The 22,013-nt window shown below is 71.2% G+C and carries 21 protein-coding genes; 2 read left to right on the top strand and 19 right to left on the bottom strand.

Annotated elements, in window-relative coordinates:
- Positions 1-13 precede the first annotated feature (13 nt).
- Together AB0E78_RS08445 and AB0E78_RS08440 are read left to right on the top strand one after the other, a co-directional pair.
- Positions 14-1,417, top strand: a complete 1,404-nt coding sequence (locus tag AB0E78_RS08445) for an FAD-binding oxidoreductase (RefSeq protein WP_361829647.1) — start codon at positions 14-16, stop codon at positions 1,415-1,417.
- Between the two features lie 55 nt (positions 1,418-1,472).
- Positions 1,473-2,147: a DUF6629 family protein gene (locus AB0E78_RS08440; RefSeq protein ID WP_361829645.1), complete on the top strand. Its 675-nt coding sequence runs from the start codon at positions 1,473-1,475 to the stop codon at positions 2,145-2,147.
- Here AB0E78_RS08440 and AB0E78_RS08435 read toward each other — a convergent pair.
- From AB0E78_RS08435 to AB0E78_RS08345, 19 genes are all read right to left on the bottom strand, one after another.
- A complete protein-coding gene (locus tag AB0E78_RS08435) occupies positions 2,089-3,885 on the bottom strand; it encodes an acyl-CoA dehydrogenase (protein WP_361829644.1) in 1,797 nt (598 codons plus the stop codon). The two genes, AB0E78_RS08440 and AB0E78_RS08435, sit on opposite strands and share 59 nt — an antisense overlap.
- 115 nt (positions 3,886-4,000) lie before the next feature.
- On the bottom strand, positions 4,001-4,405 hold the full coding sequence (locus AB0E78_RS08430; protein WP_361829643.1) for a GntR family transcriptional regulator: 405 nt from the start codon (positions 4,403-4,405) through the stop codon (positions 4,001-4,003).
- Between the two features lie 70 nt (positions 4,406-4,475).
- Positions 4,476-5,450, bottom strand: a complete 975-nt coding sequence (locus AB0E78_RS08425) for an ABC transporter permease (RefSeq protein ID WP_361829641.1) — start codon at positions 5,448-5,450, stop codon at positions 4,476-4,478.
- Positions 5,447-6,391, bottom strand: a complete 945-nt coding sequence (locus tag AB0E78_RS08420; RefSeq protein WP_361830407.1) for an ABC transporter ATP-binding protein — start codon at positions 6,389-6,391, stop codon at positions 5,447-5,449. Before AB0E78_RS08420 ends, AB0E78_RS08425 begins: the two co-directional genes overlap by 4 nt.
- Positions 6,392-6,576: 185 nt before the next feature.
- A complete protein-coding gene (locus AB0E78_RS08415) occupies positions 6,577-7,671 on the bottom strand; it encodes a mechanosensitive ion channel family protein (RefSeq protein ID WP_361829639.1) in 1,095 nt (364 codons plus the stop codon).
- A gap of 115 nt (positions 7,672-7,786) precedes the next feature.
- Positions 7,787-8,686, bottom strand: a complete 900-nt coding sequence (locus tag AB0E78_RS08410) for a hypothetical protein (protein ID WP_361829637.1) — start codon at positions 8,684-8,686, stop codon at positions 7,787-7,789.
- Entirely contained in the window at positions 8,683-9,705 is a 1,023-nt protein-coding gene (locus tag AB0E78_RS08405) for an SPFH domain-containing protein (protein WP_361829635.1), read from the bottom strand. Before AB0E78_RS08405 ends, AB0E78_RS08410 begins: the two co-directional genes overlap by 4 nt.
- 117 nt (positions 9,706-9,822) lie before the next feature.
- Positions 9,823-10,635 (bottom strand): SAM-dependent methyltransferase, encoded by an 813-nt coding sequence (locus AB0E78_RS08400; protein ID WP_361829633.1) that lies wholly within the window; start codon positions 10,633-10,635, stop codon positions 9,823-9,825.
- A gap of 85 nt (positions 10,636-10,720) precedes the next feature.
- Positions 10,721-11,458, bottom strand: coding sequence for an Asp/Glu racemase (locus tag AB0E78_RS08395; protein ID WP_361830405.1), 738 nt, complete (start codon positions 11,456-11,458; stop codon positions 10,721-10,723).
- An 80-nt stretch (positions 11,459-11,538) separates the two neighbouring features.
- Positions 11,539-12,039 (bottom strand): MarR family winged helix-turn-helix transcriptional regulator, encoded by a 501-nt coding sequence (locus AB0E78_RS08390; RefSeq protein WP_361829632.1) that lies wholly within the window; start codon positions 12,037-12,039, stop codon positions 11,539-11,541.
- Between the two features lie 39 nt (positions 12,040-12,078).
- Positions 12,079-12,927 (bottom strand): alpha/beta hydrolase, encoded by an 849-nt coding sequence (locus tag AB0E78_RS08385; RefSeq protein WP_361829630.1) that lies wholly within the window; start codon positions 12,925-12,927, stop codon positions 12,079-12,081.
- Positions 12,924-13,583, bottom strand: coding sequence for an isochorismatase family protein (locus tag AB0E78_RS08380; protein ID WP_361829629.1), 660 nt, complete (start codon positions 13,581-13,583; stop codon positions 12,924-12,926). Before AB0E78_RS08380 ends, AB0E78_RS08385 begins: the two co-directional genes overlap by 4 nt.
- A complete protein-coding gene (locus AB0E78_RS08375; RefSeq protein WP_361829628.1) occupies positions 13,580-14,272 on the bottom strand; it encodes an SRPBCC family protein in 693 nt (230 codons plus the stop codon). The genes AB0E78_RS08380 and AB0E78_RS08375 overlap by 4 nt, the downstream gene beginning before the upstream one ends.
- Positions 14,272-14,799 (bottom strand): (2Fe-2S)-binding protein, encoded by a 528-nt coding sequence (locus AB0E78_RS08370; protein ID WP_361829627.1) that lies wholly within the window; start codon positions 14,797-14,799, stop codon positions 14,272-14,274. Before AB0E78_RS08370 ends, AB0E78_RS08375 begins: the two co-directional genes overlap by 1 nt.
- Entirely contained in the window at positions 14,796-17,168 is a 2,373-nt protein-coding gene (locus AB0E78_RS08365; RefSeq protein ID WP_361829626.1) for a xanthine dehydrogenase family protein molybdopterin-binding subunit, read from the bottom strand. Before AB0E78_RS08365 ends, AB0E78_RS08370 begins: the two co-directional genes overlap by 4 nt.
- Positions 17,165-18,013: an FAD binding domain-containing protein gene (locus tag AB0E78_RS08360; RefSeq protein WP_361829625.1), complete on the bottom strand. Its 849-nt coding sequence runs from the start codon at positions 18,011-18,013 to the stop codon at positions 17,165-17,167. Before AB0E78_RS08360 ends, AB0E78_RS08365 begins: the two co-directional genes overlap by 4 nt.
- 66 nt (positions 18,014-18,079) lie before the next feature.
- The gene (locus tag AB0E78_RS08355; RefSeq protein WP_361829624.1) at positions 18,080-19,477 is read right to left on the bottom strand and encodes an MFS transporter; all 1,398 of its coding nucleotides are present in this window, start codon (positions 19,475-19,477) and stop codon (positions 18,080-18,082) included.
- 17 nt (positions 19,478-19,494) lie between these two features.
- Positions 19,495-20,766 (bottom strand): FAD-dependent monooxygenase, encoded by a 1,272-nt coding sequence (locus tag AB0E78_RS08350; RefSeq protein WP_361829622.1) that lies wholly within the window; start codon positions 20,764-20,766, stop codon positions 19,495-19,497.
- 43 nt (positions 20,767-20,809) lie between these two features.
- Positions 20,810-21,841, bottom strand: a complete 1,032-nt coding sequence (locus AB0E78_RS08345; protein WP_361829620.1) for a hypothetical protein — start codon at positions 21,839-21,841, stop codon at positions 20,810-20,812.
- Between the last annotated feature and the right edge of the window lie 172 nt (positions 21,842-22,013).

The raw sequence follows: 22,013 nt of genomic DNA, 5'->3' as shown, positions 1-22,013 counted from the left end.
AACGGGGGAGCACATGTCCATCACACCCGCACAGGCAGCGCGCCACGAACTGGCAAGCTTCAAAGGGGAGTTGACAGGTCCGGACGACGCCGGGTACGACGAGGCCCGCGCCGTCTACAACGCGATGGCCGACAAGCGGCCCGCGCTCGTCGCCCGCTGCACCGACGCCGACGACGTGTCCGCTGTCATCGGCTTCGCCCGCGCACACGGGCTGCCGCTCGCGGTCCGCGGCGGCGGCCACCACGGAGCGGGCCTGGGCACCGTCGACGGAGGCGTGGTCGCCGACCTGTCGCCGCTCAAGTCGATCGAGGTCGACGCGGCGGCGCGCACGGCACGGGTCGGCGGCGGCTGCGTCTGGAGCGAGGTGGACCGCGCCACGCACGCGCACGGCCTGGCCACGCCGAGCGGCATCATCTCCTCGACCGGGGTCGGCGGGCTCACCCTCGGCGGCGGCCTCGGCCACCTCACCCGCAGGTTCGGACTGAGCATCGACAACCTCCTGGAAGCCGACCTCGTCCTGGCCGACGGCCGCCAGGTGCGGGCGGGCGCCGACGAGAACCCGGACCTGTACTGGGCGATCCGCGGCGGCGGCGGCAACTTCGGCGTCGTCACCTCCTTCCTCTTCCGGCTGCACGAGCTGAGCACCGTCGTCGCGGGCCCCACCTTCTGGCCCGCCGAACGAGGCGCGGAGGTCCTCGCCGCCTACCGGGACTTCCTGCCCCGGGCGCCGCGCGAGGTGAACGGCTTCTTCATGTACGGCACCGTGCCCCCGGCCCCGCCCTTCCCGGAGAGCCTCCACCTGCGCAAGGTCTGCGGCATCGTGTGGTGCCACACCCACGACGACCCCGACGCGGCGGCCCACGCCATGGCGCCCCTGCTCGACGCGCTGCCCGACCCGCTCCTGCACGCCGTGTCGGAGATGCCGCACCCCGTGCTGCAGTCCATGTTCGACGGGCTCTACCCGCACGGCGACCAGTGGTACTGGCGGGCGGACTTCGTCGACGAGATCCCTGACGACGCCATCGCCCTGCACGGCAAGTTCGGCCCCGACGTGCCGACCATGAAGTCGACGATGCACCTCTACCCCATCGACGGTGCCGCCCACGACCACGGCTCCGCGGACACCGCGTGGAGCTACCGGGGCGCACGCTGGGCCTGTGTCTACGCGGGAGTGGACACAGATCCGGCCAACACCGACCTCGTCAAGCGCTGGGCCGTCGACTACTTCGACGCCCTGCACCCGTACTCCGCGGGCGGCGCCTACGTGAACATGATGATGGAGGAGGGGCAGGAACGGGTGCGGGCGAGCTACCGCGGGAACTACGCACGCCTGGCGCGGGTCAAGGCCGCGTACGACCCGGACAACGTCTTCCGCCTCAACCAGAACATCGAGCCCGACCCGGGCGGGGCCGCGTAACCCCGCCGGACCGCCCGCCGCGCCCCCGGGCGGCGGGGGCCCTAGCGTGGGGATCATGTGCTGGAACGCGACGGCCGATCTCGTGGCAGGCGTGGGTGTCGCAGCCGTGGGGGTCGCCTGTGTGACCCGCGCGGCCCGTGGGGGCCGCCCGCGCGACCTGCCGATGGCCGCGCTCCCGCTGCTGCTCGGCGCGCACCAGATCATCGAGTCCGAGGTCTGGCGCGCCGACGGCGGCACCGGCCCCGCCACCGTCGCCTGGGCCGTGATCGCCCTGCCGCTGCTCCCTCTCTGGCTGCCGCTTGCGGTGCTGTGCCCGGCGCCCCCGAGCGCCCGCCGCCGTCTGCTGGTCCCGCTGGTGGCGGGCGTCGCGACATCGGCGGCGCTCTCCTACTACCTGGCGACCCGCACCGTGACGGCCGAGATCCGCGGCCACACGGTCGGGTACGCGTTCGGCCTGCCCCGGCCCGAGCTGATCATCGCCGGATATCTGCTCGCCACCGTCGGCTCGCTGCTCCTCTCCGGCGACCGGGGCCTGATCCTTTTCGGCGCCTTGGTCGCCGTCGGGGCGACGGTGTGTGTGCTGCTGTGGCGGCACGAGTACATCTCCACGTGGTGCGCGTTCGCGGCGGTGTGCTCGGTGTTCCTGTACTTCTGGGTCGGAAGCCCCTCGGTCAGAAGGCGTTCTCGTCCAGTTCGAGAGCGGTCCGGTCCAGGCTCTCCAGGAGCGTGAACTGGGCTTCTGTCTTGGGCAGTTCATGGCGGAAGAAGTAGCGGCAGGCACCGCGCTTGCCCACGTGGAAGTCCTCGGTGCCGGACTCGGCCGCGAGCAGCTGCTCCAGCCACATCCAGGCCACGACCACGTGCCCGACCGCTTCGAGGTAGACGCTCGCGTTGGCGAGCGCCGTCTGCGGGTCACCGGTCGACCAGAGCCGCTGGGTCACCTCCACCGCACGCGCCGCGGCCGTGTCGAGCGCACGCCCGTACCCGGCCGCGGAACCGCCCACCGCGTTGGCGCGGGCGGACGTCCGCGCGATCCGCTCCACGAGCAGCCGGAGGCCCGCGCCGCCGTCCATGATCACCTTGCGGCCGAGCAGGTCGAGGCCGTGGATGCCGTGCGTGCCCTCGTGGATGGGGTTGAGGCGGTTGTCGCGGTAGAACTGCTCGACGTTGTACTCGCGCGTGTAGCCGTAGCCGCCGTGCACCTGGATCGCCAGGTCGTTGGCCTCCAGGCACCACTGCGACGGCCAGCTCTTGGCGATGGGCGTGAGCACGTCGAGCAGCAGCTTCGCCTCGTCGCGCGCCTCCTGCGAGGTGCCCGTGTGCTGCTCGTCGAGCAGCAGCCCGCAGTACAGGTTGAGCGCCATCGCGCCCTCCACGTACGCCTTCTGGGCGAGGAGCATGCGGCGTACGTCGGCGTGCTCGATGATCGGGACCTGCGCCGACGCCGGGTTCTTCGCGGCGAGCGGCCGGCCCTGCGGGCGGGTGCGCGCGTAGTCGAGGGCGTGCAGATAGCCGGTGTAGCCGAGCGCGGTGGCGCCGAGACCCACGCCGATCCGCGCCTCGTTCATCATGTGGAACATGTACGCGAGCCCGCGGTTCGGCTCCCCGATGAGGTGGCCGACCGCGCCGGGCTCACCGCCGGGCCGGTGGGCGCCCTCGCCGAAGTTCAGCAGGGTGTTCGTGGTGCCCCGGTAACCCATCTTGTGGTTGAGGCCCGCGAGCACGACGTCGTTGCGCTCGCCGAGCGCACCGTCGTCGCCGACGAGCACCTTCGGCACGATGAACAGCGAGAGCCCCTTCACGCCGGGCGGGCCGCCGGGAATCCGGGCGAGGACCAGATGCACGATGTTCTCCGAGAGCTCGTGCTCGCCGCCGGAGATCCACATCTTGTTCCCGAAGAGGCGGTACGTCCCGTCGGGCCGCTCCTCGGCGCGCGTGCGCACATCGGCGAGCGACGAACCGGCCTGCGGCTCGGAGAGGCACATCGTCCCCAGGAAGCGGCCCTCCACCATGGGGCGCACGAAGGTGTCGATCTGCTCCTTCGAGGCGTGCGCGAGGAGCAGATTGGCGTTGCCCATGGTCAGGAAGGGGTACGCGGCCGTGCCGACGTTCGCCGCCTGGAACCACGCGAAGCAGGCCTGCGCCACCACGGCCGGCAGCTGCCCGCCGCCGATCTCGTGATCCATGGCGCTCGCGAGGAGCCCCGAGTCCCCGAAGACCCGCAGCGCCTCCTTCACCTCGGGGATGACGTGCACCCGCTCCCCGTCGAAGGTGGGCTCCTGGGCGTCGTTCTTCTTGTTGTGCGGGGCGAAGTGCCGGGTGGCGATCTGCTCGCTCAGCTCCAGGGCGGCGTCGAACGTCTCGCGGGAGTGGTCCGCGAACCGCTCCCGGCCGGTGAGCGCGGGCACGTCGAGCCACTCGTACAGCAGGAAGTCGAGGTCACGACGGGACAGGAGCAGGGATGCCATGCGGATTCTCCATGCGGTGACGGCGGCGGCAGCGATCCCGGGGCAGGGAGCCCCGCACACCGATACTAAGCGGTCGCTTACGGGGTTTGTCGAGGGCGGCCCTGTGACGCCGGGCTCAGCCGACCGCGTCGCCCTGGAAGGTGGCCGCGTGCACCGCCTCGAACAGCGCCGTGACGTCCTGCCCGGTGAGCCCCGCCGACCGCGCCTCCCGCATCCACTCCATGAGGGCGGTCTGCAGGGGCGAGTCCGGCCCCGCCTGGGGGCGGGCGAGGGAACGGGTGATGAAGGTGCCCGCGCCCTGGCGGACCTCGGCGAGACCCGCGCGCTCCAGCTCGCGGTACGCCTTGAGCGTCGTGTTGGGGTTCACCTTGGTGGCCGCGGCCACCTGGGCCGCGGTGGGCAGCCGGTCACCCTCGACCAACGCGCCCATGCGCAGGGCCTGTTCGACCTGCCGCACGATCTGCAGATACGTGGCCACGCCGCTGCGCCGGTCGATACGGAATTCGACCACTGTCCCCACCTTCCGCACCCTCTGCTCGTCGGTCGATACTTTACGTACTCGCCGTCACCGGCTGCCTCACAGGGCGCTCCTACAGGGGCCGCCGCGTCGTCCACCACAGGATGAAGACCGCCACGACGGCGGTGCCGCCGAGCAGCAGGGCGGCGCCGGTCCACTGCATGCCGGGCATCTGGTCGTAGCCGAAGTACTCGACGACGTCGTTGACGATGCCGTGCTCCTTGATGCAGGCGTTGGTGGCCTTCTCGGTGGGTTCGGAGCACGTGCCCCATCCGTAGAGCTGACCGTCCGCGCTGCCGATCCACCGGTCGTGCTCGACCGCCTGGTCGAGGAACGCCGGGGCGTCGCCGTTCATCGGGTAGGTGACCACACGCGGCGTGGCCAGGCGGTCGCGGAACTCGCCGAAGGCGAACTCCACGACGCCGGCGAAGAGGAACGTCGCCATCATGGCCCGCAGCGTCCGGCGCAGCAGCATGCCGATCGCGATGCCGCAGGTGGTGAAGAACAGGGAGAGCGCCGTGAGCATCGGACCCGTGTTGTCGAACACGACCCCCTGCATCCAGTCCGAGGGGAAGAACTCGCGGTAGGGCTCCCACCACCAGGTGAACAGCGTGGCGAGCACCACGGTGGACACCAGGACCAGCGAAAGGCACCAGGCGAGCTTCGCCGCGAGCCAGCGGCGGCGCGGCACCGACTGCGTGGTGACCAGCTGCGCGGTGCCGTGCTCCTGGTCGCCCGCGATGAGCGGCGCGCCGAGGAAGACACCGAGGGCGACGGGCAGGGAGTTCAGGGCCTGGGTGACGTAGCCGAATCCCTCCGGGGTGGAGGACAGCGTGACGTCCTTGCCGGGCCAGCCGAGCTGATCGAGCAGGTCGGACATCGCGCCGCGCTGCTGGACGATCAGGGCCGCGCCGAGCAGCGTCGCGGCTGCGAGGGTCCACAGAGCGGTGCGGTGCTGGCGTACGACGAGCCAGGTGACCCCGTGCAGCAGTCCCGGCTTCCTGGGCGACCGCGCGGTGCGCTGCTTCTCGGTGAGGGTGGTGCTCATGCGGCGACGTTTCCTTCCGCCTCGATACGGGCGTCCTGCGTGAACAACGGTTTTGCGTCCGGCGAGCGGAGGTGGGCGAGCAGGACCTCCTCCAGACTCGGCTCGGTCACCTCCCAGTCCGGGGCCAGTGGGCCGTGGGGGCGCACGAGGGCTCGGAACTGGCGCCCCTGGACCCGGAATTCGACCACCGTGTGCGGGGCGAGGTCCGCGGGCGGCCTCCCGTCGGGGGCGAGGCCGGTCACCAGGGCGTGGGCCGGGAGCAGTTCCTCGGTGTCGCCCGCCATCCGGATCCGGCCGCCGGCGACGACCAGGAGGTAGTCGCACATGTCCTCCAGCTCGGACAGCATGTGGGAGGACATCACCACCGTCGTGCCGCGCTCGACGGCCTCGGACATCAGCAGCGAACTCATCTCGTCCCGGGCCAGTGGGTCCAGATCTGCCATCGGCTCGTCGAGCAGCAGCAGATCGGGCCGCTTGCCGAAGGCGAGGGCGAACGCGACGCGGGTGCGCTGCCCGCCCGAGAGCGTGCCGACCTTGGCGTCCAGGGGCAGCTGCCCCGCCCGCACGATGCGCTCCGCGGCCTCCGTGTCCCAGCCGGGGTTGAGCTCGCGGCCCATGCGGAGCGTCTCGGCCACGGTGAACCGCTTGAACAGCGGCTTGTCCTGGGAGAGGAACGCGTAGCGGGGCATCGCGGCGGGCTCGCCCGCCGGCACGCCGAAGACGCGCAGTTCGCCCTCGGTGGGGGCCACGAGACGGGTGGCGAGCCCCAACAGGGTGCTCTTTCCTGCTCCGTTGGGGCCGACGAGACCGCAGATCCGCCCGGCGGGCAGCCGGAAGGAACAGTCACGCAGCGCCCATCCGCGGCGGTATCGCTTGCCGAGTCCGCGGGCCTCGAGCGCGGGCGCGCCCGAGGATCCACCGGCCCCGGCGGTGTCGTCCATGGTCGTGTCCACCGCAGCACCTCTCTCGATTCCATTAAACAATTAATGGAATCATGATCTGCGTGATCGGGGTCTGTCAAACAGGGTGTCTGTCCACGGCTGTGGTGGTCGGCGGCCCCGCACGTGGACGAGGGCAGCACCGTGTGACGCGGTGCTGCCCTCGTTGAGGTGTGAGGCGCCTTCCGTTACGACACCGGCTTCGTCGTCGGTGCCACGGCCTCGCGCTGGTGCGGGATCAGGCCCGGCGGCAGCTCGCCCTGCTGGACGTTCACCGTCCTGACCGGGGCGGGCACCCGGATGCCCTCGGCGCGGTAGCGCTGATGGAGCTGCTTGATGAACTCGTGCTTGATGCGGTACTGGTCGCTGAACTCGCCGACGCCCAGGATTACCGTGAAGCTGATCCTGGAGTCGCCGAACGTGTGGAAGCGCACGGCCGGTTCGTGCTCGGGAAGAGCGCCGTCGACGTCCTTCATGACGTTCTCCACGACCTCGGTCGTGACGCGCTCGACCTGCTCCAGGTCGCTGTCGTAGCTGACGCCGACCTGGACCATGATCGACAGATCCTGCTCGGGGCGGCTGAAATTGGTCATGTTGGTGCCCGCGAGCTGGGCGTTGGGGATGATGACGAGGTTGTTCGACAGCTGACGCACCACCGTGTTGCGCCAGTTGATGTCCACGACGTAGCCCTCTTCGCCGCTGCTGAGCTTGATGTAGTCGCCCGGCTGGACCGTCTTCGCGGCGAGGATGTGTACGCCCGCGAAGAGGTTGGCCAGCGTGTCCTGGAGGGCCAGGGCCACCGCGAGGCCGCCGACACCCAGAGCCGTGAGCAGCGGCGCTATGGAGACGCCGAGCGTCTGCAGGACGACGAGGAAGCCCATCGCGAGCACGACGACCCGGGTGATGTTGACGAAGATCGTCGCCGAGCCCGCGACGCCCGACCGGGACTGCGCCAGGGACTTCACCAGACGCGTGACCACGCGGGCCGCCGTCAGGGTCCCGGCCAGGACAAGCAGCGCCGTCAGCGTCATCGAGACGTTGCGGCCGGTCCGGGGAGTGAGCGGGAGAGCGGCCGCCGCGACGGCCAGGCCCGCGGTGATCGCCGCACAGGGGACCAGGGTGCGCACGGCGTCGACGATGACGTCGTCGCCGCTCCACCGGGTCCTGCTGGCCCGTTCACCCAGCCACCGCAGGGTCATGCGCAGCAGCAGACCCGCCGCGATGCCAACGGCCACCGCTATGCCGGCGGTGATCAGGTCGTGCCATGTGAGGGCTCGCTCCATCAGTTCATTCTCCAGGTTGTGCGGGCGCGCCGGACGTATGTTCGTGGTCCGGCGCGAGCGTCATCCTGCCCCATGGGTGCGGCGCCGTTGCCGGGGGCCCGCGTCCAGCCTGCCGTCAACTCAGGAGGCGCAGGGCGATATCAGACATCCCGATCACCACCGTCTGACCCCAGGTCAGTTCCACCGCGTCGCTCTCCACCCCGTCGCCGAAGACGATGAGACGGTCCGACTCGACGGTGACCCGGAGCCGGTCGGCCGCCGTGAGTACCCCCTCCACCTGCGAGGTCCCGGTCGCGGGCGAGGGCCACGCCTCCCGTACGAACCAGATGAGGCCCGGCTGCGCGGGACCCGGCAGCGGCAGGGCGCTGCCGCTCTGCTGCCACAGCGAGCGCAGCCAACCGGTGGCTCCGGTTCCGGTCCCGACCAGGACGCCGGAGGAGGCCTGCGCCTCGGGGGCGGCCGTGTCGGTGTCCGGGCCGATGCGGTAGCGGGCGGTCTGGTGGCCCGGCGGGCCGAGATAGACCTCGTTGAGCGCGAGCAGCCGCTGGGTGTCGTCGGACACCGCCTCCACCATGGTCAGTTCGTCCACCGGGGTCCCGGACGCGACCGCCGCCGGGAGCAGCTTGGCCGCATCCGCGCCCCGGTGACGTACCAGGACGCCGGGGTTGCGCCCCGGCTCGGTGTCGATGCCGATCACCGGCTGCCCGGCGAGGTACTTCGCGGCGTTGGCGACCAGGCCGTCCTGGCCGACGACCACCACCACGTCCTCGGGGCCGAAGAGGAAGCGGTCGAGATCGGCACGCTCCACGCGCGCCTGCCGCCACTGCCGGGGCACCCCGGCGGCCACGTCGGCGAGCGTGCGGTGCGCCCGGTGGTGGCGCTCGGCCACCTCCCGGATGCTCCGGCCGCGCGAGGCGAGGAAGAACTCGGCCTGGCCGTGGGTGCCGTGCCGGGCGAGCAGCTCCTCGTACTCGGTGGTGCGGTGGACCAGCACCGCGCGCGGCGCCAGGCTCATGACCGGGCGTCCCCGTGGTGACCTCCGTGTTGACCCAGCTTCGCGAGCAGGCCGGTGAGGACGTCGGGGGAGAGGGTGAGGCTCTCGATGCGCGGGACGTTCTCGGCGAGCCGGGTGGCCGCCAGGGCGTGCAGGGTGGCGGCGTCCACCGTCGAGTGCGCCGCGAGCCAGGAGGCCTGGGCCGCCGCCCTCGCCTCGCCGACCGTACGCGCGGACTCGGCCTCGGCGCGGGCGAGGCGCTCCGTGCGGGCGGCTTCGGCCTCGGCGCGCACGGCGTCGGCGGCGGCGTTCTCCTCGGCCTCGCGCCGTGCGTTGACACCCCGCCGCTCCACCAGCTCCTGCTCCTGGCGGGCCAGTTCGATGCGGCTGGTGAGTTCGTTCTCGGCGATGGCGCGCTCCCGCTGCACGGCCACGGCCCGCCGTTCGTACGTCGCCCGGTCCGCCTCCTGCTGGATCCGCTCCCGCGCGGGGGTGCGCAGGGCGCGCTCGACCTCCGGCTCGGGGCGGATCGCGATCACACGGACGGCGACGACCTCGATGCCGGTGGCGGGCAGCCTCGGCTCCCCGGCGAGGCCTTCGGAGATCCGCTCACGGACCGAGCTGACACCGTCCGCGAGCGCTTCGGCCAGCGGGGTGCGGGCCAGTACGTCGAGGGCGTTCTGCTGGGCGGACTCCGTGAGCAGGGAACCGAGTTGCTCCAGCGGGGCGCCGCGCCAGGAGCCGGTGTCCGGGTCGACGGCGAAGTCGAGGCGGGACGCGGCGAGCGCCGGATCGCTGATCCGGTAGGTCACCGTGGCCTGCACGGCGACGTCCTGGAAGTCGGCGGTGCGCGCATGGAAGGTGACCGCCAACTCGCGGTCGTCGACCGGTACTTCGGAGAGCGCGGCGCTGAGCGGGCGGAACCAGAAGCTCAGCCCCGGCCCGTCGTGGACGAGCCGGCCGCGCTTGTGGTGGCGGATGTGTGCGGTGGGCGCGGAGCGCAGGTGGTGCGCTCCGAGGCGTCGGGTGATGTCGGCCATGGTGAATCCCTCCCCGTTTTCGTCATGCCGACGTTATGGGGTCACGCTTTTATAGTCAAGGTGACTAAAAAAGAGGGGCAGGGATTCACCGTCGCACCGCCAAAAGGGCCCGCCTGGCTACGGCTTGCGCGCCACCCCCGCGTACAGCGGCACCGGCGACCCGTTCCTGATCTCGTCGACGCCGAGCTCCGCATGCCAGTCCGGCAGCCACACCACGCCGGGGTCGAGCAGCTCCAGACCCCCGAAGAACCGCTCGACATCGGCCCGCTCGCGCGGCACGAGCGTCACGCCGCCCGCCTTGTACATCTCCACCGCCTGCCGCGTCCGCTCCGGATCGAAGTCGCCCGCCATCTGCGACAGGACCAGATGACTGCCGGGCGCGAGGGCCGACACGAGCCGCTCCACGACGTCATAGGCGCCGTCGTCGTCGCTGATGAAGTGCAGCAGCGCGATCAGGGAGAGGGCGATCGGCTGTGTGAAGTCCAGTACCCCCTCGGCCTGTTCGAGGATCTTGTCCGGCTCGCGCGCGTCCACCTGAAGGAACTCCGTCGCCCCCTCGGGCGTGCCCCGCAGCAGCGCCTCCGCGTGCGCCAGGACGATCGGGTCGTTGTCCACGTACACGACACGCGCCTCGGGGGCGGCCGACTGGGCGATGCGGTGGAGGTTCGGTTCGGTGGGGATGCCGGTGCCGATGTCCAGGAACTGGCGTATCCCCTCCTCGCCCGCGAGCCGGCGCGTGGCACGCTGCATGAACCAGCGGTTGTGCTGGGCGCAGTACTTGGTCTGCGGTTCGAGCGACACGATCTGGAGCCCGAGCTCCTCGTCCACCGGATAGTTGTCCTTGCCGCCGAGGAACCAGTCGTAGACCCGGGCAGGGTGCGGCTTGCTGGTGTCGATCGGGTGGGTCTCGGGCGGCGGGATCGCGGCCATGCGTCAACTCCCATGCGGGTGGCGGGTGTTCAGGCACACCGGGTGAGCGTGCGTCCGGTCATCGTGCCCGCTCGGCCCACCGGGCTCAAGCGACACTCGGGTCCCGCAGCAGACTGCCCGCGCCCGGCACGTGCGGCGGCAGGCCGAGCTCACCCAGCACGCGGTACGCCGTCGCGGTGGCCGCCGACAGGACGGGAAGACCCGCGGCGTCCTCCACCGCCTGGATCGACGCGAGCGAGGGCATCTGCACACACGCGGAGAGGACGAGCGCGTCGGCGCGGCCCAGGTCCACGCGGCGCCAGTGGTCGCGCAGGTCGGCGGGGTCGAGCCGGGCCACCGCCAGATTGTCCGGCACCTCCAGGCTGAGCGCGTCCACGACCTCGACCCCGGCGTCCTCGACGTAGTCGGCGACCAGCTGCGTGAGGGGCTTCATGTACGGGGTGATGATCGCGACCCGCGCGGCACCGAGCGCCTTGATGCCGTCCAGCAGGGCGCCCGCGCTGGAGATCACCGGCGCCTGCGCGCCCTCGGAGCGCAGGACTGCGGTGATCTCGTCCTCCGCCGTGCAGTGGTGGCCGGGACCCTGCGCCATGATCGCCACGAGGCAGGCCGTGGCGACCACATCGGGCCTGGCGTCGGCGAGTTCGAGCGCGGCACGCTCGGTCTGCGCGTTCATCGCCCTGAGCTGCTCGGGCGTCACGTGCTTCATGCGCATCCGGCTGCTGTGGAAGACGAACCGGTCCTGCGGGGCCACCGCCTCGCGGTCACGCAGCATGCGCGGCAGCTCCGTCTCCATCGTCAGGTTCGAGCTGGGCACGATCATGCCGATGTGGTGGTCGGTCGCTGTCGTCGCGGTCACTGCCACGGAATCCTCCGGATGTTCTCGTACGGCTGCCCGTACGGCTATGAGTCCTCGGTCAGCCCCTCCCAGTGATCGGCGAGGGACGAGAGGAGATGCATGACGTCTTCGCGCCGCTCGGAGCCGAACGGCTCAAGGAGCCGCTCGTCGAGCTCGCGGGCGCGACGGTTGGAGTCGCGGAGGGTGCGCTCACCCTCCTCGGTCAGATAGAGCAGCTTGCGGCGGCCGTCGTCGGCCGCCGTCCTGCGCAGGATCAGCCCCCGGTTCTCCAGGCGCCGTGCCACGTCCGCCATCGTCGACGTGTCCAGGGCCACCGCCGACGCCATCGACCGCTGGTCGTGGCCCGGCGAGGCGTCCACGGCCTGCAGTACGGCGAACTGCGGCCCGGTGAGTGTCGGGTCCACGGCGCGGATCCAGACCGCGAGATACGCCTGGTAGAGGCGCCTGACCTGGTATCCGGGCGCGGCCGTGAGGGCGGCGGGCGGTCCGGGCTGTCCTGACGTCCTGGCCGTCGCAGGCGTCGTGGTGGAGGTTTCGTCAGCCATGGGGCCCACTTAAGCACGGGGGTTGATCGGTGAGGACGCTCAGGTCAGCATCGGGCGCAGCGCCTCGCGGAGCGCGGCGAGAGCCGCCCCGGAGTTGTCCCAGAACAGCATGTGGCCCGCGTCCGGGATGCTGCTGAGAGCCGCCGCCGGGTGCAGCCGCGCGGCCTCCGCGACGCCCTCGGAGGTGACGACGGGGCTGTCCGCGCCGTACAGGAGCGCCGTCGGCCCCGGCACGGAGGGCCACCAGTCGAAGAAGTCCTCGGTCTCGAAGCCGCGGTGTGTGGCCGTGATCGCCTCCGTGTCGCAGCTCGCCAGCCAGCGGGCCCGCAGTTCCTGCTCCCGGCGCGGCCAGCGCGGCCACGACAGGGCCACCTCGTCCGCGTCGGTGCCGCGCCGGGCCTGTGCCAGCTGGTCGAGGAAGGCGTCCAGGGGTGTCGGATAGGGCCCGCGGCCGGGGCCGCTCATCGGCGGGTCACCGAGCACCGTGCCGCGCAGCGCCACCTTGCCGCGGACCGCGGTCACCGCGGCGATGCGCGCACCCATGGAGTGGCCGAAGAGGACGGGGCGGTCGAGGCCGAGCCCCGTGACGACGGCTTCGACGTCCTCCGCGTACTCCTCCAGGGTGCAGGAGCCACCGCCGTCGGAGAGCCCGCGCCCCCGGATGTCGAGCACCAACGGGCGTGCGACGTCGGTCAGTTCACGCGCCACGAAGTCCATGCTGATGGCCGGGCTGGTGATGCCGGGCAGGACGAGGAGCGGGACGCCGGAGCCGCCGTAGTCCAGTACGTGCAGCCGGGTGGTGCCCGAGCGGACCCAGCGGCCGGTGGCGGGGATGTCGGCCAGGTCGGCGAGCGCGGACTGCGGCAGGCAGCGGTCGGGCGGGGTCATGCGTTCCTCCTGGGGTGCGCGAGGGTGCCGAGGTAGTCGACTGCTTCCTTGAGGTCGATGACGTCGCCGTACTTGGCCTGAATGTCGAAGAGGCTCGCCTCGTGCGGTCCCGCGGCACGGTCGCCGACGCACGCGCGCGGCACGAGCACCGAGAACCCGCTCTGCACGGCGTCGACCGCCGTGGCCCGCACGCAGCCGCTCGTCGTCGCCCCGCACACCAGGACCGTGTCGCAGCCGAGACCGGTCAGCAGCGCGGCGAGCGAGGTCCCGAAGAAGGCCGACGCGCCCTTCTTCACCACCATCAAGTCCCGCTGCTCGTAAGGCAGTCGGGGATCGAGTGCCACCTCCTCGCTGCCCTCGACCAGGGACCGCATGCCCTGGGCCTTGTGCAGCCAGGTGACGGCGTCGCCCGTGGCCTCGGCCGGCGTGTAGGAGATCGCGGTGAAGACGACGGGCACGTCGGCCGGGCGCCCGGCCTCGATCAGCTCACCGACCGCGCCCACCACGTCGCTCAGATCCGCCCCTGAGGGAAAGCCGTCCTCGGTGAAACCGCGCGTCAGGTCGACGACCAGGATGGCGGGGCGGATGCCTCTGCGCACGGGGGCGCCGAATCCCGCTCGTTCGTAGGTACGTTCCGTCTCCTGCCCGTAGTTCACGAGGCCCTCCCCGGCGAGCGCAGGGCCCGCAGCTCCCGCGCCTGCGAGCCGAGCCGCCCGATCAGCCAGCCCTCGAAGAGGCCGAAGGCGAAACCGGCTGCGACAAGGCCGTACTTGGCCGCTGCCGGGCCGAGGAGCATCGAGAGGCCGTCGAGTTCGGCGGTCGCGGGGGTCGTGGCACGAGCCGCGGCTGACGCGGCTGACGCAGCTGGAGCAGGGGCGGCCGGGGACGGTGACGGTGACCGGTCCTGGTCGAGCAAGCTCCCCAGATTCTGCGCGAATTGCTGCAGGATCCGGTCGGACACCGTCGCGATGGCACCCTTGCCGAACTGCGCGATCTTCCCGCGTATCACCAGGTCCGTGGAGATCTGGAGCAGCGCGCCCTCGGGCGCGGAAAGCACCTCAAGGGCGACCTCCGCCTCCGCGTCGCCGCTGCCGTGGGTGTCGGCACCGCGCGCCTGGACCCGCAGCCGCCGCCCTTCGGGGTCGACCTCCAGGAAGCGGACCGTACCGGCGTACGCGGCACTGATCGGACCGACCTTGATCTTCACGGAGCCCTGCCAGGTGTCTCCGTCGCGTCCTTCGAGTGCGGCGCCCGGCATGCACGAGGCCACCCGCTCGACGTCGTTCATCAGGGCGAAGACCTCGTCGGGCGACGCCTTGACCGGGACCGAGTTGGTGAGCTGCATCAGCACTCCTTGGGGCAGCGCCGGGCGACGGCGCATCCGTCGATCGCCTCGACGATGGTCTGGTAGCCGGTGCACCGGCAGAGGTTGGAGGCCACGACCTCGCGGATCTCGCCCTTGGTCGCCTCGGGCCGCTCGGCGAGGAAACCCTCGGCGAGCATCAGGAAGCCGGGGGTGCAGAAGCCGCACTGCAGTCCGTGGTGATCGCTGAACGCCCTTTGCAGATCACTCAGTTCGGGTCCGTCCGAGAGCGACTCGACGGTACGGATCCGTGCACCCTCGGCCTGCGCCGCGAACATCAGGCACGCGCGCACGGGTCGGTCGTCGACCAGGACGGTGCACGCGCCACAGATGCCGTGCTCGCAGCCGACGTGGGTGCCGGTCAGACGCAGATCGTGCCGGAGCACGTCGACGAGGGTGCGGCGGGGCTCGGTGATCACTTCGTGCTGCTCGCCGTTGACATCGAGGTTCAGCAGGAGCACGTTGCAGGTGTCCGTGTCCGTGTCCGTGTCCGTGTCGGTGTCGGTCATGAGGAGAGCTCCAGGTTCAGGGCGCGGTGCACCGTCTCCGGGGTGATGGGGGTGTGGTCGAGCTCGACACCCGTGGGGCGCAGGGCGTTGTTGACGGCGTTGAGCACGGCGGCCGGCGCCCCGATGGTGCCGCCCTCGCCCGCGCCCTTCGCCCCGGTCTCGGTGAACGCGCAGGGCGTTTCCAGATGGTGGATCAGGACGTCGGGGATCTCGTGGGCGGTGGGCACCTTGTAGTCCATGAAGCTGGTCGCCGACGGCTCGCCCTGGGCGTCATACGTCACCTGCTCGAAAAGCGCCCCAGCGATGCCCTGCGCGATCCCGCCGCGGCACTGGCCCTCCACCACCTGCGGGTTGATCGCCACCCCGCAGTCCTCAACGCAGACGTACCGCAGGATCTCCACCTGCCCGGTGCCTTCGTGGAGTTCGACGACCACGCCATGGGTGGCGTTCGAGAAGGTGCCGTCGTTGAAGACGTCGAAGGTGGCGGTGGCGCTCAGGCCCGGCTCGATGTCCTTGGGCAGCAAGTGCGCCTGGAGATAGGCGACATCGGCCAGTTCCTCGTAGGTGAGGACGCGGCCGTCGCGGTGGCGTGCACCGCCGTCCGCGAGTCGCACGTCGTCCGGTGCGGCCTCCCAGCGTGCCGCCGCGATCTTGCACAGCTTCTCGCCGAGCTTCGCCGCCGCGAGCCGCACCGCGCTGCCGCCGACCGTGATGGAGCGGCTCGCGAAGGTGCCCCAGCCGTAGCTGATGCGCTCGGTGTCGCCTTGGTGGAGCCTCACCTTGCAGATGTCCAGGCCCAGTTCATCGGCGACGATCTGCGCCATCGTCGTCTCGTGGCTCTGCCCGTGGCTCATCGTTCCGGTGGTGACGGTCACCGCGCCGCTGGTGTCCATCCGGACCTCGGAGATGTCGAAGCCGGGGACGACCCGCATCTTGCGCTGGGCGAAGGCAGCGGAGCCGTAGCCGGTGCGTTCGCTGAAGCAGGAGTACCCGATGCCGATGTGCCGCCCCGCGGCTGCCGCCGCCGAGCGCTTCTCGTACCAGCCCTCGTCCTTGACGAGCCGCTCGCACAGGTCCAGGGACTCCAGATACGAGCCGGGGTCGTACGTGATGCTGTTGACGCCCGTGTACGGGAACTCGGTGATGACGTTGCGGCGGCGGATCTCGACCGCGTCCAGGCCCAGTTCACGTGCGGCCCGCTCGAAGAGCCGCTCCATCACCATCACGTACTGCGGCCGGCTCACCCCTCGATAGGGCGCGGTGGGCGCCTTGTTGGTGGTGACCGCTCGGCCGCGCACGCGGTAGGCGGGCACCTTGTACACGCCCGGCATCTCCGCCGACGCCATCAGCGGCTCGATGCCCGCGGTGAACGGATAGCAGGAGTAGGCGCCCATGTCGCACACCACATCGGCGTCGAGCCCGAGGATCCTGCCTTGCGCGTCGAAGGCGGCACGCACGTCGTAGTGCTGCTCGCGAGCGAGGAAGGAAGCCGACAGGGCGTCCTTGCGGTCCTCGATGCACTTCACCGGCCTGCGCAGCCGCAGCGCGGCGGCTGCCGCGGCGATCTCCTCGCGCCCGACGACACACTTCTGGCCGAACCCGCCCCCCATGTCGGGCACCACGACCCGCACCGCACGCTCGTCCAGGCGCAGACAACGGGACGCCACCGTCCTGACCTGGTGCGGTACTTGAGTGCAGGTCTGCAGGACGAGCTGCTCCTCGCGGTCGTCCCAGTGGGCGACGACACCCCGCGTCTCCAGGGGGAGGGCGTTCTGCCGTCCGGTCCGCGACTCGACGTGTACGACGCAGGCCGCCGCGTCGAAGATCGCGTCGATGCCGTCCGTGGCGAAGAGCGAGACGTCCACGAGGGTGTTGTGCGCCGCCTCTTCGTGGACGAGAGGCGCACCGGGTGCCAGGGCCGCCTCCTCGGAGGTGACCGGCGGAAGAACCGCGTAACTGACCTTGGCCGCTTCCAGGCCGTCCTCCACGGCGTAGGCGTCCCGTGCCACGACGATCGCGACGGGCTCCCCGACGTAACGGACCCGGTCGCGGGCCAGGACGGGCATCGCCGTCGGCACGAACTCCGTGATTGGACGGCCCAGTTGGGCGGTGATGTCGGTCAGTTCCAGATCGTCGGCCGTGAACGCGGCGACGACGCCCGGCACGTCGCGTACGGCCGTCAGGTCGATCGACGTGATCTCGCCGTGCGCGACCGTGCTGCGCACGAACTGGGCGTGCAGCATGCCCGGAAGCGCGATGTCGTCGACGAACCGGCCGCGCCCGGTGAGCAGCCGGGGGTCCTCGCGCCGGGAAACGGACCGCCCGACCAGCCGGTCCTTCTTCACCGGCTTCTCCACTGACTCGTTCATCGGGCCATCGCCTCCTCACAGGCACGCAGGACGAGCGTGCGGACGAGCTGTTTGCGGTAGTGCGTGCTGCCGGAGGCGTCGGACGGGGGATCGACGGCCGCCGCAGCCGTGGCAGCGCACTCGGCGAAGGAACCGCCGTCGGCGAGGACGGCCTCCGCCTCGGGCACCCGCACCACGGCGGCGGCGACACCGCCGAGTGCGACCCGCCCGCCGCGTACCACGCCACCCCCGGCATCGAGGTCCACGACGGCGGCGACGAGGGCGAAGTCCCCCTGCCGTTCGGCGAATTCGGTGAGCGCGGCGTGCGGCGCCGGACGCGGGAAGACGATCTCGACGAGGATCTCGTCGAAGTCGAGGGCGGTGGTGTAGTAGCCGAGGAAGAAGTCCCCGGCCGCGATCCTGCGCTCGCCGCGCGGCCCGCGGGCCACGAACTCGGCGTCCAGCGCCACGGCGAGCAGACACCACTCGGCGGTGGCGTCGGCGTGCGCGATGCTGCCGCCGACCGTGCCGCGGGTGCGGATCGGCAGATGCCCGATCCACGGCATGGCCCGGCGCAGTACCCCGAAGTCCGCCCCGAGCCGCTCCGCCGGGTCGCTCTCCACGGTGTGATGGGTGGTGAGCGCCCCGATGCGCAGCCCGCCCGCCGCGTCCGTGCGCAGCCCGTCGAGTTCGCGCAGGCCGCCGATGTCGACCAGATGCCGTGGCCGGGCAAGCCGGAAGTTCATCATCGCGACCAGGCTCTGGCCGCCGGCCACGACCTTGGCGTCGTCGCCGAGTTCGGCGAGCAGCCGGGTGGCGCCGTCGAGGTCGCGGGCCCGGTGATAGGCGAAGGGGGCGGGCTTCATGGTCCTCCTGTCGTACGGGGAGCGGTCTTACGGAGCGGGCCGTGCGCGGCCGCGTCCCGGGCGCGGTCAGATGGCCGCCTGCTCGGCGACCGGCAGCGGCGCGGGCGCCGGGGCCCCCTCGTCCCCGCCGTCCAGCTCGCGTCCCTTGGTCTCCGGCGCCGCCACCGCCATCCACGCGACGGCCACCAGGACCGTCCCGCCGAGCACGGCGAACGTCATCGGCAGCCCGAGCACCGGCCACATCACCGAGCCGAAGAGCAGCGGCGCGAACCCGGTGAGCGCCCGGCTGACGGAGGAGGCCCAGCCGAAGCCGCTGGCCCGCAGGGGAGTGGGATAGAGCTCGGAGACGTACGCGTACAGGGCGGGGATGGCGAGCTGGGCCAGGAAGCCGAAGACGCCGATGGCCACGACCGAGCCGGTCGGCAGGTCCCGCACCAGGGCGAAGACGACCAGGGCCAGCGAGGCGACCGGGGCCGAGACACCGATCAGCCACTTGCGGCCGACGAGGTCCACCAGGGCGGTGGAGACCAGGACGCCGACGATGCCGACGCCGCTCATCAGGGTGGTGCTCATGAACGCGGCGGTGTCACCCTGGCCCTCCTCCTTGAGGATCGAGGGCATCCAGCTCAGCGCCGCGTAGTAGACGAGCATGATCGTGGCGAAGAGCAGCCAGGCCGCGGAGGTGATGCGCGGGCTGAAGCGCCAGATGCGGCGCAGCTGGTCGACGGCGGCGGCCACTCCGCGCGGCCCGTCGTCCGGCACCGGCTCGGGGATCACGTAGGGCTCCACGGGCGCCCCGGTCCGCTTGACCAGGTCGTCGATGACCTTGCGTGCCTCGGCCTCGCGGCCCTTCTTGGTCAGGTAGATCGGCGACTCGGGGATGCCGCGCCGGGCCCAGAAGAGCAGCAGCGCGGGCAGCACCATCGTGGCCAGCATCCACCGCCAGTTCCCGTCGAGGGTCAGCATCGCCGTCGAGACGAGCCCGCACAGGGTCACGCCCACCGGCCACCACGCGTCGAGCGCGGTCAGGATCCGGCCCCGGTACTTGCGCGGCGAGAACTCGCCCACCAGGGCGTAGTCCACGGGGATGCAGCCACCGAGCCCCACACCCGCGAGGAACCGCAGGGCGAGGAAGACGGGATAGGTCGGCGCGAGCGCTCCGAGCACGGAGAACATCGCGAAGATCAGCAGTGTGACACTGAACGCCTTCTTGCGGCCGATCCGGTCGGCCACCGCGCCCCAGGCGACGGCACCCACGGCCATCCCCACCAGGTTCGCGGTGGCGACGAGCCCCCGCTCGCTGAGCGAGAGGTCGAAGTGCTTGCCGAGGAGCGGCATGAGGAAGCCGTTCAACGCGATGTCGTACGCGTCGAAGAGGTAGCCGAGGCCACCGATGATGAAGATCTTGCCCTGGACCGACCACCGCCAGGGAAGGTCCTGAACGATCTGATCGCCTGTTTTCACGTTCGCTCCAAAGGGGCTCAGCGTGGGAACTGGTAGGAGAATGCGCCGAGATCGGGGTCGTTGAGCGGGCTGCCGCCCCAGAGCCAGTCGTACGAGAGATCGGACTCGCCGTCGAAGTCCCGGCGGAGCTTCTCGTCCCTGGCCTGCTGCTCGGGGCCGTCGGGGAAGTGGTAGAAGGTCTTGTTCCGCAGTGACGCGTCCTGGACCATCCCGGCGTGCTTGGCGCGCCGGTCGACATAGCGGCGCAGCGCGCCCTCGATGCCGTCCACCGTGACCGCGCCGAGTTCCTCGGCGAGCACGGCGGCGTCCTCCATGGCCTGCGAGGCGCCCTGCGCCTGATAGGGGAGCATCGCGTGGCAGGCGTCGCCGAGCAGGGCGGTGCGGCCGTCCTGCCACACCGGGTCGCGGCGCCGGTGGTAGAGCGCGAAGCAGGAGACGTCCTCCTTCGCCTTGGAGAGCATCGCGGGAACGCGGTCGTCCCAGCCGGGGAAGGCGTCGACGAGGTCCTGCGCGGTCGCGGCCACGCTCCACTTCTCGGCGACCTCGTCCGTGCAGGGCACGCAGGCCACGATGTTGAGGAACTCGCCGCCGCGGATCATGTAGTGGACCAGATGCCGGTCGGGCCCGTACCAGATCGTGGACTGGTAGCGGTCCACCAGCCAGCGCGTCGCCGGGTCGGCCGCGATCAAGTCGCCCGGTATCAGGGCCCGGTAGGCCATCTCGCCGGAGAACTGCAGGGTGTCGGGTGCGCCCATCAGGTCGCGCACCCGGGAGCGGATGCCGTCGGCGCCGATGACGACGTCGGACGCGTACCGCCGCCCGTCGTCCGTGATCGCCACCGGGCGCGCCGGGTCCGTGCGGTCGAGTTCGGCGACCTTGCTCGCGGTGTGCAGCGCGACGACCGGGCCCGGGCCCGCCGGGTCGACGCAGGCGTCCATGAGCACACGGTGCAGGTCGGCCCGGTGGTAGTGCCAGTACGGTGCGTTGAACTGCTCCTTGCAGCGGCGGCCCAGCGAGGTCAGACCGACCACGCTGCCGTCCTTCCAGCGCCGTCGCACCTGGTCGAGCGGTTCGGTGTGGATGGCCTCCAGTTGCCTGCGCAGACCCAGGCCGAGCAGGACGCGGCTTGCGTTCGGCGCCGTCTGGATGCCCGCGCCCACCTCGCCGAGCTGCGCCGCCTGTTCCAGCACGGTGACCCGCAGACCGCGGTGCCGCAGCGCGAGGGCGGCGGTCAGGCCACCGAGACCGCCTCCGACGACGGTGACTTCGTACGACTGGCTGGACGCCACGCTTCCTCCATCTTCCGGATGCCTAGGGGCAGTTGGAGCGCGGTCAGCGCTCGGTGAGACGGCCGCCCGTCACGACCTCGGTGTCGTCGACCGTGACGGTGCAGCCGCGCATGGCGATGTCGAGATGCGCGTACGACTCGCGTCCGAGGACGGGGTGCGGGCCCGTGGACCACAGGAAGTTCCCGGCGAAGGCGCGGGCGTCCATGCCCATCAGGTCGTCCTTGCCGTACATCGCGGTGGCGAACCAGTCGGCCGTGCGCATCAGGCCCCAGCCCATGTGGGAGAGGCTGCGCGCCCACTGGTCGTCCGCGTCCTCGAAGAACGTGTTCAGGAGCTCGGCCTCCGCGCCGCCCGACACCTTCTCGATCCGGCCACCCGAGATCTGCAGGCTGACCGGCTGGCGCACGTACTCCTTGAAGGGCAGCAGGATGTCGCCCTCGGCGAGCACGAGCTGCCCGTCGGAGATCTCCGGCCAGGCGAGGACCATCGTGCTCGGCCAGTGGTCCCAGCGGCCCGGGTCGTCGGCGAATCCGCACTGGAACTCGGGCTTGGATCCGGCGAGTTGCACGGTCAGATCCGTGCCCGCGTCCGAGGTGACCTTCATGACGGCCGACCGCTTGAGCAGTTGGACGCCTTCGAGGACCTCGTCCTTGTCGGACTCCTTGGGCAGGTTGCGGATGAGGACGTCGGGGGCGTCGCAGACGAAGATGATGCGGGTGCCGGCGCGCAGGATCTCCTGCTGGACCGGCGCGTGGATGAAGCCCTCGCGGGTGAGGTCAACGACCAGGTCGGCGGACTTCAGCAGGTCCTGCGCGGTGGAGTCGTTGAGCACGGAGACGAGGCCGGGGCCCGCCCCCGTGTGGGTGCTCGGCATCGGCGCGGGGCTGCCGCCGGGGACGGTCGCGGCGATGACATGGGCGCCGCAGGTCTTCGCGGCGCCGAACGCGGCGGCCACGTAGTCGCCGCGGCTGCCGGGCTCGGAGAGGACGACGACGTGCTCGTCCTCGCGGAGCTTGCACAGTCGCAGTTCTCGGGTGAACGCGTCGAGCAGATCGACGGACGAAAGATCGAACACGGGGGATCCCTTCTTTCGGGCTGCCGCGGGCCGCCTCGGGCATGCGGGCAGCACGACTCCGGACACGTCGTGCGAGGGGGAATGGGGGAGCTGTAGGGGCTCTCGGGCAGGCCTCACCGGCCCGCCGCACAGGGTCTGAACTGCGGATACGAGGCGGTGGGTGACCGCCCGA

The organism is Streptomyces sp. NPDC032198 (assembly GCF_040636975.1).
Classification (GTDB): Bacteria; Actinomycetota; Actinomycetes; order Streptomycetales; family Streptomycetaceae; genus Streptomyces.
The sequence above is the reverse complement of the archived record's forward strand: the minus strand, read 5'-3'. Positions and strand labels throughout refer to the sequence as shown.